Annotated in this window: 13 protein-coding genes; 7 read left to right on the forward strand and 6 right to left on the reverse strand. The window is 61.3% G+C overall.

Features of this window, described 5'->3' with window-relative positions:
- Positions 1-140 precede the first annotated feature (140 nt).
- Complete coding sequence (locus Herbaro_RS09785; RefSeq protein WP_275013626.1) at positions 141-2,102, reverse strand: tetratricopeptide repeat protein; 1,962 nt, start codon at positions 2,100-2,102, stop codon at positions 141-143.
- Positions 2,103-2,339: 237 nt separating this feature from the next.
- The gene (lexA, locus tag Herbaro_RS09790) at positions 2,340-2,993 is read right to left on the reverse strand and encodes a transcriptional repressor LexA (RefSeq protein ID WP_275013627.1); all 654 of its coding nucleotides are present in this window, start codon (positions 2,991-2,993) and stop codon (positions 2,340-2,342) included.
- Between the two features lie 304 nt (positions 2,994-3,297).
- Between lexA and rpsF the strand changes: the two genes are divergently transcribed.
- The 7 genes from rpsF (at position 3,298) to Herbaro_RS09825 (ending at position 8,377) form a co-directional block, all read left to right on the forward strand.
- On the forward strand, positions 3,298-3,663 hold the full coding sequence (gene rpsF / locus Herbaro_RS09795) for a 30S ribosomal protein S6 (protein WP_006462645.1): 366 nt from the start codon (positions 3,298-3,300) through the stop codon (positions 3,661-3,663).
- A 35-nt stretch (positions 3,664-3,698) separates the two neighbouring features.
- A complete protein-coding gene (gene priB / locus Herbaro_RS09800; protein WP_275013628.1) occupies positions 3,699-3,992 on the forward strand; it encodes a primosomal replication protein N in 294 nt (97 codons plus the stop codon).
- A gap of 51 nt (positions 3,993-4,043) precedes the next feature.
- Positions 4,044-4,328, forward strand: a complete 285-nt coding sequence (gene rpsR / locus Herbaro_RS09805; protein WP_275013629.1) for a 30S ribosomal protein S18 — start codon at positions 4,044-4,046, stop codon at positions 4,326-4,328.
- A gap of 26 nt (positions 4,329-4,354) precedes the next feature.
- On the forward strand, positions 4,355-4,807 hold the full coding sequence (gene rplI / locus Herbaro_RS09810; RefSeq protein WP_275013630.1) for a 50S ribosomal protein L9: 453 nt from the start codon (positions 4,355-4,357) through the stop codon (positions 4,805-4,807).
- A 237-nt stretch (positions 4,808-5,044) separates the two neighbouring features.
- Positions 5,045-6,490 carry a replicative DNA helicase gene (locus Herbaro_RS09815; RefSeq protein ID WP_446719317.1) on the forward strand — a complete coding sequence of 482 codons (1,446 nt, stop codon included), beginning with the start codon at positions 5,045-5,047 and terminating at the stop codon, positions 6,488-6,490.
- A 195-nt stretch (positions 6,491-6,685) separates the two neighbouring features.
- The gene (locus Herbaro_RS09820; RefSeq protein WP_275013632.1) at positions 6,686-7,312 is read left to right on the forward strand and encodes a DUF47 domain-containing protein; all 627 of its coding nucleotides are present in this window, start codon (positions 6,686-6,688) and stop codon (positions 7,310-7,312) included.
- A gap of 57 nt (positions 7,313-7,369) precedes the next feature.
- Positions 7,370-8,377, forward strand: a complete 1,008-nt coding sequence (locus Herbaro_RS09825) for an inorganic phosphate transporter (RefSeq protein WP_275013633.1) — start codon at positions 7,370-7,372, stop codon at positions 8,375-8,377.
- A 119-nt stretch (positions 8,378-8,496) separates the two neighbouring features.
- On the opposite strand, the gene Herbaro_RS09830 is transcribed toward Herbaro_RS09825, so the two are convergent.
- The 4 genes from Herbaro_RS09830 to Herbaro_RS09845 all read right to left on the reverse strand — a co-directional run bounded on the left by Herbaro_RS09830 (position 8,497) and on the right by Herbaro_RS09845 (position 13,441).
- Positions 8,497-10,197 carry a PhoH family protein gene (locus Herbaro_RS09830; RefSeq protein WP_275013634.1) on the reverse strand — a complete coding sequence of 567 codons (1,701 nt, stop codon included), beginning with the start codon at positions 10,195-10,197 and terminating at the stop codon, positions 8,497-8,499.
- A 453-nt stretch (positions 10,198-10,650) separates the two neighbouring features.
- Entirely contained in the window at positions 10,651-11,127 is a 477-nt protein-coding gene (locus Herbaro_RS09835) for a peroxiredoxin (protein WP_275013636.1), read from the reverse strand.
- Positions 11,128-11,184: 57 nt separating this feature from the next.
- Positions 11,185-12,126: a polysaccharide deacetylase family protein gene (locus tag Herbaro_RS09840; RefSeq protein ID WP_275013637.1), complete on the reverse strand. Its 942-nt coding sequence runs from the start codon at positions 12,124-12,126 to the stop codon at positions 11,185-11,187.
- Positions 12,127-12,385: 259 nt separating this feature from the next.
- Positions 12,386-13,441: a bifunctional UDP-4-keto-pentose/UDP-xylose synthase gene (locus Herbaro_RS09845; RefSeq protein WP_275013638.1), complete on the reverse strand. Its 1,056-nt coding sequence runs from the start codon at positions 13,439-13,441 to the stop codon at positions 12,386-12,388.
- Between the last annotated feature and the right edge of the window lie 14 nt (positions 13,442-13,455).

Here is a 13,455-nt window from a genome sequence, read left to right on the forward strand (position 1 = left end):
TCAAGCAAATCCTTTTTCGACTTGTTTTTTGAAAACTTTAGTCTTTTTATGGGGATCTATTTGTGTTGCCAAAAAGCAAACGACCGCGGCCTTGCGGGCGGCGGTCGTTTTGCTATGACGACGGAGGCGTCGCCAGTGCTTCAGCCGACTGTCTTGGTGTCGCGCAGTGCGGCCAGTTCGCTGCTCATCTTGCTGATGACGCTGTCCCAGTCGTCGGCCTCCGGCTGGCGGAACAGGCGCATGCTTGGGTACCAGGGTGAGTCTTCCCGGTCCATCAGCCAGCGCCAATCCGGTGTGTACGGCAACATCAGCCAAGTGCGGGCGCCGATGGCGCCGGCCAGGTGGACCACCGATGTATCCACGCTGATGACCAGATCCAAATTGGCAATGGCCGCCGCGGTATCGGCGAAGTCGTTGAATTTCTCGCCCATGTCAAACACGCGGAATTCTTTGGGCAAGCCATTGAGATCCTTGGTGGGGTGGCCTTTTTGCAGGGAAATGAAGTCGATGCCGGGCAGCCTGAACAGCGGTTCCATCTTGGATAGCGGAATTGACCGGCGGCGGTCGTTTCCGTGTTCGGGGTTGCCGCCCCAGACGATGCCTACGCGCAGTCGCGCTGAGGGGCTGTGGCTCTCGATCAGTGTACGGTAGGTCTCCTTCAGGCCTGGATCGGCTGACAGATATGATGGCCATGCGGGGATGTCGGCGACCGTGTTGGTACCGCAGGCCAGCGGCAGGCTCATCAATACATAGGCGCAGTCGCAGGGCGGCAGGGGGTCTTTTTCCCGCACCAGGGTGACGTCGGGCGAATAGGTCTGGAACAGGCGGTAGAGCGGATCCTTGACGTGCAGCGCCACGCGCGCGCCTTGCTCCTGCAGCAGGCGCACGTAGCGCACGAACTGGATGCTGTCGCCGAAGCCCTGTTCGTGCATCAGCAGGATGTACTTGCCGGCCAGGGAAGATTCTCCATCCCACTTCGGAATGAGATTGAACAGCTTGTGGATCAGCCGGTAGACGTCGGAACGCTCGCGGGTGATCAGGCGGCTTTCATGATTTTCCCAGCCGGCCTTGAAATTGCCTTGTAGCAACTGGCTCAACGCGATGTTGTGGCGGGCCGTCGAATAGTTCGGCTTGTAGCTCAGCGCCTTCTCGAAACACTCGATAGCTTCCCGGAGCTGGCCGTTGTCATGCAACACGGCGCCGAGGTTGTTGAGCGTCAGCACGTGGCGCGGATCGATGTCGAGCGCCTGCCGGAACAGCGACATCGCGGCTTCATGAAGGTCGTTGTTGGCTGCATAGCTGATGGCCAGCTTGGCGTAGCTGTTTGGATCCTTGGGGGCGAGCTCGATGATCTTGCGGTAATGCTCGTGCGCCTCGGTGGGCTCGTTGAGCTTGATGTAGGTGTCTGCGATCTTGTTGTGGGCGTAAATGTCGGTTGGATCCAGCAGCAGGGAGGTTTTGTAGGATTCCAGTGCTTCCTTGTACATGGCCATCGCATGGAAAGCTTCGCCCAATGCGGTGTGGGATGGCGCGAAGGCAATATCCAGCTCCAGCGATTTCAGGATCGTGGCGACAGCCTCCGGGAAGCGGCGGCCGTCGATCAGGGCGCGTCCCAGGTGCGACAGCGGGCCTGGTGCATCCGGCTCGCGCTTGACCGCATCTTCGAAATAGGCGATCGATGCGTCGGGATCGTTTTTCTCATGCAGGGCGTTGGCCAGGCCGACGCGGGCATCGCGGTATTCTCGGTTGTGGCTGATGGCAAGTTCGAACAGCTTGACCGATTCGTCGATGCGATACTGCTTGAGGACGGCATTGGCCAGGCTGGTGATGTACTCCGGGTTCTCGGGGTCGGCGTCGACGGCGCGACGCAGATAGCTTTCCGCTTCAGGGAAGTTTTCTTCATGCATCGCGATGAGGCCGCGCGCATTGTTGGCGTAGACCAGTTTGGGGGCGCGTTTGAGTACGGCCTCGCACAGCGCCTTGGCCTCGTCCGTCTTGTGGTCGTCGAGCAGGTCAAGGCAGCGGCGTACGTCCAGCAAGTCTTGCAGTTGGGGCTGGCTGGTGGTGGGCGATGATTTGGCACTGCTCTTGCGCGTCGACATCAAAGGTTCCTTGCATGTGATGAGGGTGTGCGCCATCAGGGCGCAATTCGTTAGGTTCGCATGATATGCGTCATCGCGTGCGCACGAAAGTGTGAACAGAACGCAAAAAAGCCTTGATTTGGGAAATGCGCGCGCTGAGGTTCGGCTGCGACGCTGTCGTTGCGGTGCCGGAGCGGGTGGCCGGGCGGGAGGGGGGGCGACATGCCCGGCGTACCGGGCATGTCGGGAGGTCCTGGCTTACCAGCTGCGCAGCAAGCCCACTGCCAGGCCTTCGAGCGTGAAATCCTCGGTGTCCGGGGAGACGATGATGGGTTCGAAATCCGGATTTTCGGGCAGCAAGGCGATATTGCCGCCGGTCTTCTGGTAGCGCTTGACGGTGACGTCGTCGCCGAGGCGAGCCACCACAATCTGTCCGTTGCGTGCTTCCCCGGTTTTCTTGACGGCCAGGATGTCGCCGTCCAGGATGCCGGCGTCGCGCATGGACATGCCGCGGACCTTCAGCAGGTAGTCGGGGCGGGCAGAAAACAGCGCGGGATCGACCTGGTAGTTCTTTTCAATGTGTTCCTGCGCCAGGATGGGCGAGCCGGCCGCCACGCGGCCGACCAGCGGCAGGTTCAGCTGCATCAGCGCGGGGTGGGGCAGCGCCATCTGGCGGGCGGCCTGGGCCAGGCCGGCGCCGGATTCGCGCAGGCGGATGCCGCGCGAGGTGCCCGGTGAAATCTCGATGGCGCCCTTGCGGGCGAGCGCCTGAAGATGCTCTTCGGCGGCGTTGGCCGAGCGAAAGCCCAGTTCGGAGGCGATCTCTGCGCGCGTCGGGGGGAAGCCGGTGTTTTCGATGGCGTTCTTGATCAGGTTGAGGATCTGTTCCTGGCGCGCGGTGAGCTTGAGCATGTCGGATGCCTTTCTTTGGAGGAAGGCTGTTTGTATGAACAGTCTGTATTTTTATACAGGTGCAATCTTTGTGTCAACGGCAACATGCGCGACGCAGCGGATTTTTTCAGTCACGCCGGTACGCGCTTTGCCTCCCGCGCTCTATTTATATAGGCGACGAACGGAAATGTCGGCTGGCGGCCGCAGAAGGGGCCGCCAGCATTGCTGTTCCAGCGAAAACCTTGTATGATTGCCGGCTTTCCTCTTCCCACACTCGTCTTGACGCCGAGGTGGGCGTTTTGTCAATAGTCCAAAAGGAGTCTACATGCGTCATTATGAAATCGTATTTATCGTCCACCCGGACCAAAGCGAGCAAGTGCCGGCCATGATCGAGCGTTACAAGGGCATCGTCACCACCCGCGGCGGCAAGGTGCACCGTGTCGAAGATTGGGGCCGTCGTCAACTGGCTTACCAGATCCAGAAACTGGCCAAGGCACACTACGTCTGCCTGAATATCGAAGTCGACAGCGAAACGCTGGCCGAAATCGAAACCGGTTTCAAGTTCAACGACGCCGTCCTGCGCCACCTGACCGTCAAGATGAAGAAGGCCGAAACCGGTCCTTCGCCGATCCTGAAGGCAGTGCAGAAGGAAGACGCGGCCAAGAGCCGTACCGAAGCGCCGGCAGCCTGATCGGCTGTGCGATTGCGTAGCATTCCTAGCGGAGAGTGAACCAGCTTCAAGTCATCGCCAGCCTGGCAGAACGTGATGTGTTGCGTTATACGCCGGCCGGTATCCCGATCGTGACCGCCAGGTTGCAGCATCAGTCGGAGCAGATGGAAGCCGGTATCAAGCGCCTGGTCGAGTTCGATGTCGCGGCGATGGCCGCCGGGGAAATCTCCGGTCGACTCAACAAGGCGACGCTGGGCGGGATGTTCCGGTTCACCGGATTTCTGGCCCGCAGGAATCGCAACAGCAAGAGCATCGTGTTTCACATCGTTGATTTTGATCCGGTCGATTGAGCCCCATGGGGCCGACAAGATCTCACCCAATTTTAGATACAGGAGCCAAAAATGGCATTCGGTAAAAAGTTCGATAAAAGCAAGCTGAAAAACAAGCGTCAACAGCAAAACCCGCTGTTCAAGCGCAAGAAATTCTGCCGTTTCACCGCCGCCGGCGTTGAACAGGTCGATTACAAGGACGTGGATACCCTGAAGGACTTCATCCAGGAAAACGGCAAGATCATGCCGGCACGTCTGACTGGTACCAAGGCGCACTATCAACGTCAAGTCGACACCGCGATCAAGCGTGCTCGTTACCTGGCCTTGGTGCCTTACACCGATCTGCACAACGCGTAATCGACGCCGAGAAATAGGAGAAAAACATGCAAGTTATTCTGTTGGAAAAAATCGTTAATCTCGGCGGTCTGGGTGATGTCGTCCGCGTCAAGGACGGTTTCGCACGCAACTTCCTGATCCCCCAGCGCAAGGCCCGTCGCGCTACCGAATCGGCCATCGCCGAATTCGAAGCCAAGCGCGCCGACCTGGAAAAGGCTGCCGCCGAGAAGCTGGCAGCTGCTCAAGCCCAAGGCGAGAAGCTGAACGGCAATACCGTGGAAATCTCGCAGAAGGCCGGCGTTGACGGTCGCCTGTTCGGTTCCGTGACCAACTTCGACATCGCAGAAGCCCTGGGCAAGCAAGGTTTCGCCGTCGAGAAGTCGCAAGTGCGCCTGCCGAACGGCCCGCTGAAGATCGTTGGCGAGCACCCGGTTTCGGTTGCCCTGCACACCGACGTGGTGGTCGACGTGACCATCGCAGTCAAGGGCGAGCAAGCCTAAGATTTGCGTCTTCGCAATTCGATTGCAATAAAAAAGCCGGGTTCGCCTGGCTTTTTTATTGCTGCCCCGGGTTTCGGGGAAATTGTTTTCACCGGAAACGCCATTGAGGCCGTGCGGCCGGCGACTTTGTCGCCGCGGTTTGCATGGCTTCGCCGCAAGCCGCTGCCGAAAAGGCTTTGCGCCCGGCACTCAAAATAGCCGTCCGGCCCGGAACGGGCTTAATCCCAGCAGGTTATAATGCGCGCCATGAAAGAATCGTCCCGCGCCAAAAAAGAGTTTTTCCGCGGCCCGAAAGAGTCCTCCGATCCTGAGATCGATGCTCTTCGCGTGCCGCCGCATTCCATCGAGGCGGAGCAATCGGTCCTCGGCGGTCTGCTGCTCGATAACGCGGCGTGGGATCGCATTGCCGACTTCGTCAGCGCAGAAGACTTCTACCGCTTCGACCACCGCGTCATCTTCGAGCACATCGTCAAGCTGATCAACAGCACCAAGCCGGCCGACGTGATCACCGTCTACGAAGCCATGTCGACCAGCGGCAAGGCGGAGGAAGTGGGCGGCCTGGTCTACCTCAACGCGTTGGCCCAGAACACGCCTTCCGCAGCCAACATCCGCCGCTACGCGGAGATCGTGCGCGACCGCGGCATCCTGCGCAAGCTGATCACCGTGGCCGACGAGATCTCCGGCAACGCCTTCAATCCGCAGGGCAAGGACGTCAAGTCCATGCTGGACGAAGCCGAATCGAAGATATTCGCCATCGCCGAGGAAGGTTCGCGCGGCTCGCAGGGCTTCATGGAAATCCAGCCGCTGCTCACGCAGGTGGTGGAGCGCATCGACGAGTTGTACAACCGCGATGCGTCCAGCGACATCACCGGCGTGCCCACCGGTTTCATCGACCTGGACAAGATGACCTCCGGCCTCCAGGCAGGCGACCTGATCATCGTGGCAGGGCGGCCGTCGATGGGCAAGACCGCGTTCTCGATCAACATCGGTGAAAACGTCGCAATCGACAGCGGCCTGCCGGTGGCCGTGTTTTCGATGGAAATGGGCGGCGCCCAGCTGGCCATGCGTATGCTGGGCTCGGTCGGCCGCCTGGACCAGCACCGCCTGCGCACGGGCCGCCTGCTGGACGAGGATTGGCCGCGCCTGACGCACGCCATCCAGAAAATGAACGACGCCCAGTTCTACATCGACGAAACGCCGGCGCTGTCGCCGATCGAATTGCGCGCCCGTTCGCGCCGGCTGGCCCGCCAATGCGGCAAGCTCGGCCTGATCATCATCGACTACCTGCAGCTGATGTCGGGCAACGGCGGCAGTTCTTCGGAGAACCGCGCGTCCGAAATCTCGGAAATCTCGCGAAGCCTGAAGGGCCTGGCCAAGGAACTCAATTGCCCGGTGATTGCGCTGTCGCAGCTCAACCGCGCGCTGGAACAGCGTCCCAACAAACGGCCCGTGATGTCCGACTTGCGCGAATCCGGCGCCATCGAGCAGGATGCCGACGTGATTTTGTTCATCTATCGCGATGAAGTTTACAATCCCGATTCGCCGGACAAGGGCACTGCCGAAATCATCATCGGCAAGCAACGTAACGGCCCCATCGGCAGCATTCGCCTGGCCTTCCTGGGCATGTATACCAAGTACGACAACTACATCGGCAACCTGGCGCAGCCATACGGCGGCGACTGAGATGCCTTTTTCAAGGCGGTGCGGCCAGTTCGCGCCGCCGCGCAGGGATCGCGGGCGGCGCTGTGCCGCTCGCGTCATGTAAGGCGCCGGACCATTGTGGTGCGGCGCGTGGGACGGGCAGGGCAAGCCGGGGAGGTGAGCCCGCCGGTCCAGACGGCGCTTCATGGGCGCGAATCATAGACGAGAGAGTGAAACATGTTTGGACGATTGATGCCGACCGAAGGCAAATTCTTTGACCTGTTCAATCAACATGCCGAGTTGGCGGTCAAGTGCGCGAAAGAGATGGTCGCGCTGATGACCAATTTCGATGACCTTGAAATCCGCGTGCATGCCATTGAAACCGTCGAGAAGCAAGCCGACAAGGTGACGCACAACACCATCGACCTGCTGCACAAGACCTTCATCACGCCGCTGGACCGCGACGACATCCACCAGCTGATCACCCGCATGGACGACATCCTGGACCTGCTGGAAGACGCTGCCCAGACCATTTCGCTCTACGACATCAAGGCCATCACCCCCGAAGCCAAGCGCCTGGCCGAGCTGTGCCTGGCCTGTGCGGAGAAGGTGCAGGCCGCGGTGGGCATGCTCAACAACATGGACAACTCGCGCCAGATCCTGGCCATCTGCCAGGAGATCGACCGCCTGGAGTCGGATGCCGACCACGTGATGCGCGCCGCCATGTCCAAGCTGTTCCGCGATGAGCCGGACGTGCGCACCCTGATCAAGCTCAAGGCCATCTACGAGATCCTGGAAACCGTCACCGACCGCTGCGAAGACGTGGCCAACATCATCGAAGGCATCATCGTCGAGAACGCCTGACGCAGGCGCAGCGGCGACCCGATGCGGCCGTCGCCCGGTCCAAACAACGGTTTCCCCATGCAAACAATTCAAATCAGCTTACACATCCTCGCGTTGTTGATCGTCCTGGCGCTGCTGTTCGACTTCATGAACGGCTTCCACGATGCCGCCAATGCGATCGCCACGGTGGTCTCCACCGGCGTGCTGCGCCCGCAGACGGCAGTGGCCATGGCGGCCTTCTTCAACCTGGCCGCGGTGTTCGTTTTCCACCAGTTGCACGTCGCGGCCTCGGTGGGCAAGGGCACCATCGAGCCCGCAGTGGTCGACCACTATGTGGTGTTCGGCGCGCTGATCGGCGCCATTTTCTGGAACCTGGTCACCTGGTACTACGGCATCCCGTCTTCCTCCTCGCATGCGCTGATCGGCGGCCTGGTCGGTGCGGCCGTGGCCAAGGCGGGCACCGGCGCCCTGATTTCCGCGGGCCTGCTCAAGACGATCCTGTTCATCGTGCTCTCGCCGTTGCTGGGCTTGCTGTTCGGGTCGATCATGATGCTCATCGTGTCGTGGATATTCTTCCGCTCCACGCCGCGCAAGATCGATGGCTGGTTCCGCCGGCTGCAGTTGCTGTCGGCATCGATGTACAGCCTCGGCCACGGCGGCAACGACGCCCAGAAGACCATCGGCATCATCTGGATGCTGCTGATCGCCTCCGGTTATTCCAGCCCGGAAGCGCCGCCGATGTGGGTGATCATCTCCTGCTATTGCGCCATCAGCCTGGGCACGCTGTTCGGCGGCTGGCGCATCGTCAAGACCATGGGGCAGAAGATCACCAAGCTCAAGCCGGTCGGCGGTTTCTGCGCCGAAACCGGCGGCGCCATCACGCTGTTCATCGCCACCGCGCTGGGCATTCCGGTGTCGACCACACATACCATCACCGGCGCCATCGTCGGCGTGGGTGCGTCGCGCAAGATGTCGGCGGTGCGCTGGGGCGTGGCGAGCAACATCGTCTGGGCCTGGATCTTTACGATCCCGGCCTCGGCCTTCGTCGCCGCGATCGCCTGGTGGATCGGCGTGCAGATCCTCTGATCGCATCGCTTGCAGCCAAAGAAAAAGCCACCTTGCGGTGGCTTTTTCTTTGGGTCATCGTTTGCCGCCGCGGCGGCAAACGGATCCGGCCTTGCGCGGGTAAGCCCGCGCAAGCTCACTTACAGCACATCGCTGGCATGGTCGGCCAGGCGCGAACGCTCGCCGCGCGCCAGCGTCACGTGGCCGCTGTGCGACCAGCCCTTGAAGCGGTCGACCACGTAGGTCAGGCCGCTCGAACCTTCGGTCAGGTAGGGCGTGTCGATCTGCGCGATGTTGCCCAGGCAGATGATCTTGGTGCCGGGGCCGGCGCGCGTGACCAGGGTCTTCATTTGCTTGGGCGTCAGGTTCTGCGCTTCGTCGATGATCAGGAACTTGTTGACGAAGGTGCGTCCCCGCATGAAGTTGAGCGACTTGATCTTGATGCGCGAGCGGATCAGGTCCTGGGTTGCGGCGCGGCCCCATTCACCGGCGTCGCCGTCGGACTTGTTGAGCACTTCGAGGTTGTCGTCGAAGGCGCCCATCCACGGGCCCATCTTTTCTTCTTCGGTGCCCGGCAGGAAACCGATGTCTTCACCGACCGGCACCGTCACGCGGGTGACGATGATCTCGTTGTAGAGCTTGGTCTCCAGCACCTGCGCCAGGCCGGCCGCCAGCGCCAGCAGGGTCTTGCCGGTGCCGGCCTGGCCCAGCAGGGTGACGAAGTCGCACTCCGGGTTCATCAGCAGGTTCAGCGCGAAGTTCTGCTCGCGGTTGCGGGCGGTAATGCCCCACACGCTGTTCTTCGAGTGGCCGTAGTCGCGCAGCGTCTGCAGCACGGCGGTCTTGCCGTTGATCTGCGTGACCTGGCCGTAGAAGGACGGCTCGCCGTTCTTGGGCTCGATGAACACGAACTGGTTGACCAGCAGCGAAGGCACGTAGGGGCCGGTCACGCGGTAGTAGGTGAAGCTGCTGCCGTGCTTGTTCTCCTGCCACGACTCCATGCCCTTGCCGTGCTTGTTCCAGAAGTCGTCCGGCAGTTGCTGGATGCCCGAGTACAGCAGGTCGGTATCTTCCAGCACGTGGTCGTTGAAGTAGTCCTCGGCAGGCAGGCCGATGGCGCGCGCCTTCAGGCGCATGTTGATGTCCTTGGACACCAGCACCACGGGGCGCTCCGGATATTGCTGGTCCAGCGCGCGCACCACGCCCAGGATCTGGTTGTCGGCCTTGCCTTCAGGCAGGCCGTCCGGCAGCGCGGCGTTCTGCAGCTTGGTCTGGAAGAACAGGCGGCCCTTGGCGTCCTTGTTGCCCAGCTTGGCCAGGGGGATGCCGAGGTCGATCGCATCCTCCGCGATATCGGACACCAACGCGTCCAGCGAGCGCGAAATCTGGCGCGCGTTGCGGGCCACTTCGGACATGCCCTTCTTGTGGTTGTCCAGCTCCTCCAGCGTGATCATCGGCAGGTAGATGTCATGCTCTTCGAAGCGGAACAGGGAGGTCGGGTCGTGCATCAGGACGTTGGTGTCCAGCACGAACAGCTTGGACACGCCCATCTTGTCGGCCACGCGGCTGGTGCTGGACTTGGCGCGCGGCTCCACGGCCTTGGGCGCGGCTTTCGGCTTTTCAGCCGGTGCGACCTTGCCGGTGGTGGTGCGGGCGCGCGGCTCAGCAGCCTTGGCTTGCGGCGCGGCGACGGCGGCAACGGCCGCGATCTCTTGCTTGGGGATGGCGGGAGTTTCTACGAGTGCGATGTTCGGTTTGACAGGTTTATTGCGTTCAGCCTTGGGATAGTCCTCGGGAGACAGCAGCGAAGCTGGTTTGCTCGGCATTTTGGGCAGGGGCATCAGGACCTCGGTAGTGAATGAAGAAAATACCGCTTTGTCAGAGCGAACAGGTGGTGCGATAAGGCTAACTGCGAAGGAAACAACGACTGAGGAGTGGCGCCGCGGGTTCTAATGAAAACCTTGCGCAGTCCCGCCGGGCCGACATGCGGCATCGCGGCGCGGGTGGGAGCACAGGGAGCAAGGGTTTGATTAGCGCCGACGGTAAACTGAAAAGTAAAAAAGCCGTTTCGGTAGGCCTTCGGCCTAAACCAGAAACGGCTTTCAACTAACGTTTTCCTGTTTGAATTCAATGGCTTGTATCGATTGACCGCATATTCATCGAACGCGGCAGGTGCGCTTGCCAGGCGATCCTGACACGGCCCGACATCAGCAGGGCGCCGTGGGGCGCCACAGGGTCACGAGGGTTCTCATGGCCCGCCCGGAACTTCAATCGCTTGCGTTCCGGCCGCTTTTTCAGGCAATGGTTTTGATAAAGGCCAGCACCTCGTCCACGTGGGCTGGAACCTTGACTCCACGCCATTCTTTCACCACTTTGCCCGATCCGTCAATCACAAACGTGCTGCGCTCGACGCCGCGCACTTGCTTGCCATACATGTTTTTCATCTTCATGACATCGAACATGGCGCACAGTGTTTCATCGGGGTCGGAAATCAGTTCAAACGGCATGCCCAGCTTGCCTTTGAAGCCCTCGTGCGACTTCAGGCTGTCGCGGCTGACGCCGAAGATTTCGGTGTTCAGGTCCTGGAATTGCGGATGCAGGTCGCGGAACTGCATGCCCTCGGTGGTGCAGCCCGGCGTGTTGTCCTTGGGATAGAAATACAGCACCAGGTTCTTGCCCCGGTAGTCGGCCAGGTTGAAGTTCTTGCCGCCGGTCATGGCCGCCGAGAATTCCGGCACGGTCTTGTTCAGGATGGATGGTCTGTCGGTCAAAATGGCGCCCCAGTATGTCGGTTGTCGTTGGTTGTCTTTTGCTCGCTGCGGCGGGAATTACATCGCCTGCACGATCAGTTCGCCCGAGCGGCCGGGCAATTCGCCCCAGCTGATCGGCAGGATGGGCAGCACGTCGTTTTTCACGCTTTGGTAGTAGTCGCCCATGGAGACCAGCTCGTATCCCTGCGCGCGCCAGCCAGCCAGCAGCTTTTCGAAAATGGGGGCGAGTTTCTGGCCTTCAAGCTCGGCATGCAGCGTGAACACGTGATCGCGCGGCTGCCGGGTCAGTTCCAGCAGCAGGTCGGCGGCGTTGCCGCTGTCGATCAGCTTGCCGCGGATGGTGCGGCCGAGGATCTCGTCCAGCGTCGGCAGAGTGGTCGGCAGCTGCACGCAGGACAGCGCGCGGCCGCCGGCCGACAGGCGATGCGGGCCGGCGTCCGGATCGGCCAGACCGCCGTCTTCGCGCAGTTGCGAGCGGCCGTCGGAGGAGTAGGCGAAGCCGAACTGGTCGAGCTGCGCGAAGGCATGCCCGTTCATCTGCCAACCCGCGGCGCCGTGCGTGACCGGCGCGTGGCCGAAGATGTCGTGGTAGCGGCCGTAGGATCGCTGCATGGTCTCCTGCGTCCATTGCGCATCGGCATGGCGAACATCGTCCTGCCAGACGCGATGGTCCCAGGTGTGGATGCCGCACTCGAAGCCGGCGTCATAGGCTTCGCGCATGAACTCGGCGCAGGTCTTGCCGATATCGGGGGCGGGCAGCAAGGTGCCGTACATCAGCGTCTTCAAGCCGTAGTGTTCGACCACCGAGGTGCGCGAGACCTTGCTGAAGAAGCCGGGGCGGAAGATCTGCTTCAGGGCCCAGCCGGTATGGTCGGGACCGAGCGAGAACAGGAAGCTTGCGCCGGCGCCGTGGCGGCGCAGCTGGCTGATCAGGTTGGGGACGCCCACACGGGTGCCGCGATAGGTATCGGCGTCGATCTTGAGTGTAAGTTTGGGCAATGTCGATGAATCAGGTAGGTGGTGAGGCCGGGGCCGCCGGCGTGGCCGGCGTAGCCGCGGCGCGTGCGGCGCAGCGATTGCGGATCAGTATGCGAGACTAGCATTCCATGCCGCATAGAACAATATGCAAGCCGCTCCATCGGCGGTCCGGGCCATAACAGCGGCATTGCCGCAATGGCAATGACCGCCGGCCAGGAGCGGCGCGGCAAAAAGAAAACCGCGCCGAAGCGCGGTTCTCGGTGCCGGGCCGGGACGGCGATCAGTCCATCAGCGCGCGGGCTTCAGCCACCTGGCCGCGATACGCGTCGAAGATGTTGCGCAGCGTGTCGGCCATGGTGGTTTGCGGCTTCCAGTTCAGCTCTTCGCAGGTGTTGGTGATCTTGGGGACGCGGTTCTGCACGTCCTGGTAGCCCTTGCCGTAGTAGGCGGCCGAGGTGGTTTCGACCAGCTTCACGTTCTTGACCGTGTCGGCGTATTCCGGATACTCGGCAGCCAGCTTGAGCATCATGTCGGCCAGCTCCTTGATCGAGTAGTTGTTGACCGGGTTGCCGATGTTGTAGATCTTGCCGGAGGCGACGCCGCCTTCGTTGGCGATGATCTTCATCAGCGCGTCGATGCCGTCGTCGATGTAGGTGAAGGCGCGCTTCTGCAGGCCGCCGTCGACCAGCGAGATGTTCTCGCCGCGCACGATGTGGCCGAAGAACTGGGTCACCACGCGCGAGCTGCCTTCCTTCGGGGTGTGGATGGAATCGAGGCCGGCGCCGATCCAGTTGAACGGACGGAACAGCGTGAAGTTCAGGTTGTCTTCCATGCCGTAGCCCCAGATCACGCGATCCATGAGCTGCTTGGAGCAGGAGTAGATCCAGCGCGGCTTGTTGATCGGGCCGCAGATCAGTTCGGACTCTTCCGGGTCGAACTCTTCGTCGTGGCACATGCCGTAGACTTCGGAGGTCGAGGGGAACACCAGGTGCTTGCCGTACTTGGCGGCGGCGCGCACGATCGGCAGGTTCGCTTCGAAGTCCAGCTCGAACACGCGCAGCGGCTTGTTCACGTAGGTCGACGGGGTGGCGATGGCCACCAAGGGCAGGATCACGTCGCACTTCTTGACGTGGTATTCGACCCATTCCTTGTTGATCGTGATGTCGCCTTCGAAGAAGTGCATGCGCGACTTGTAGGCCTCGTTGTCGAGAATGTCGGTGATACGGTCGGTCATCATGTCCATGCCGTACACATGCCAATCCGTGGTTTCCAGGATGCGCTTGGACAGGTGGTGGCCGATGAAGCCGTTGACGCCGAGAATGAGGACTTTTTTCATGATGTTAGCGAGTT

The sequence above is a fragment of the Herbaspirillum sp. WKF16 genome (assembly GCF_028993615.1).
In the GTDB taxonomy this organism is placed as follows: domain Bacteria; phylum Pseudomonadota; class Gammaproteobacteria; order Burkholderiales; family Burkholderiaceae_D; genus Herbaspirillum.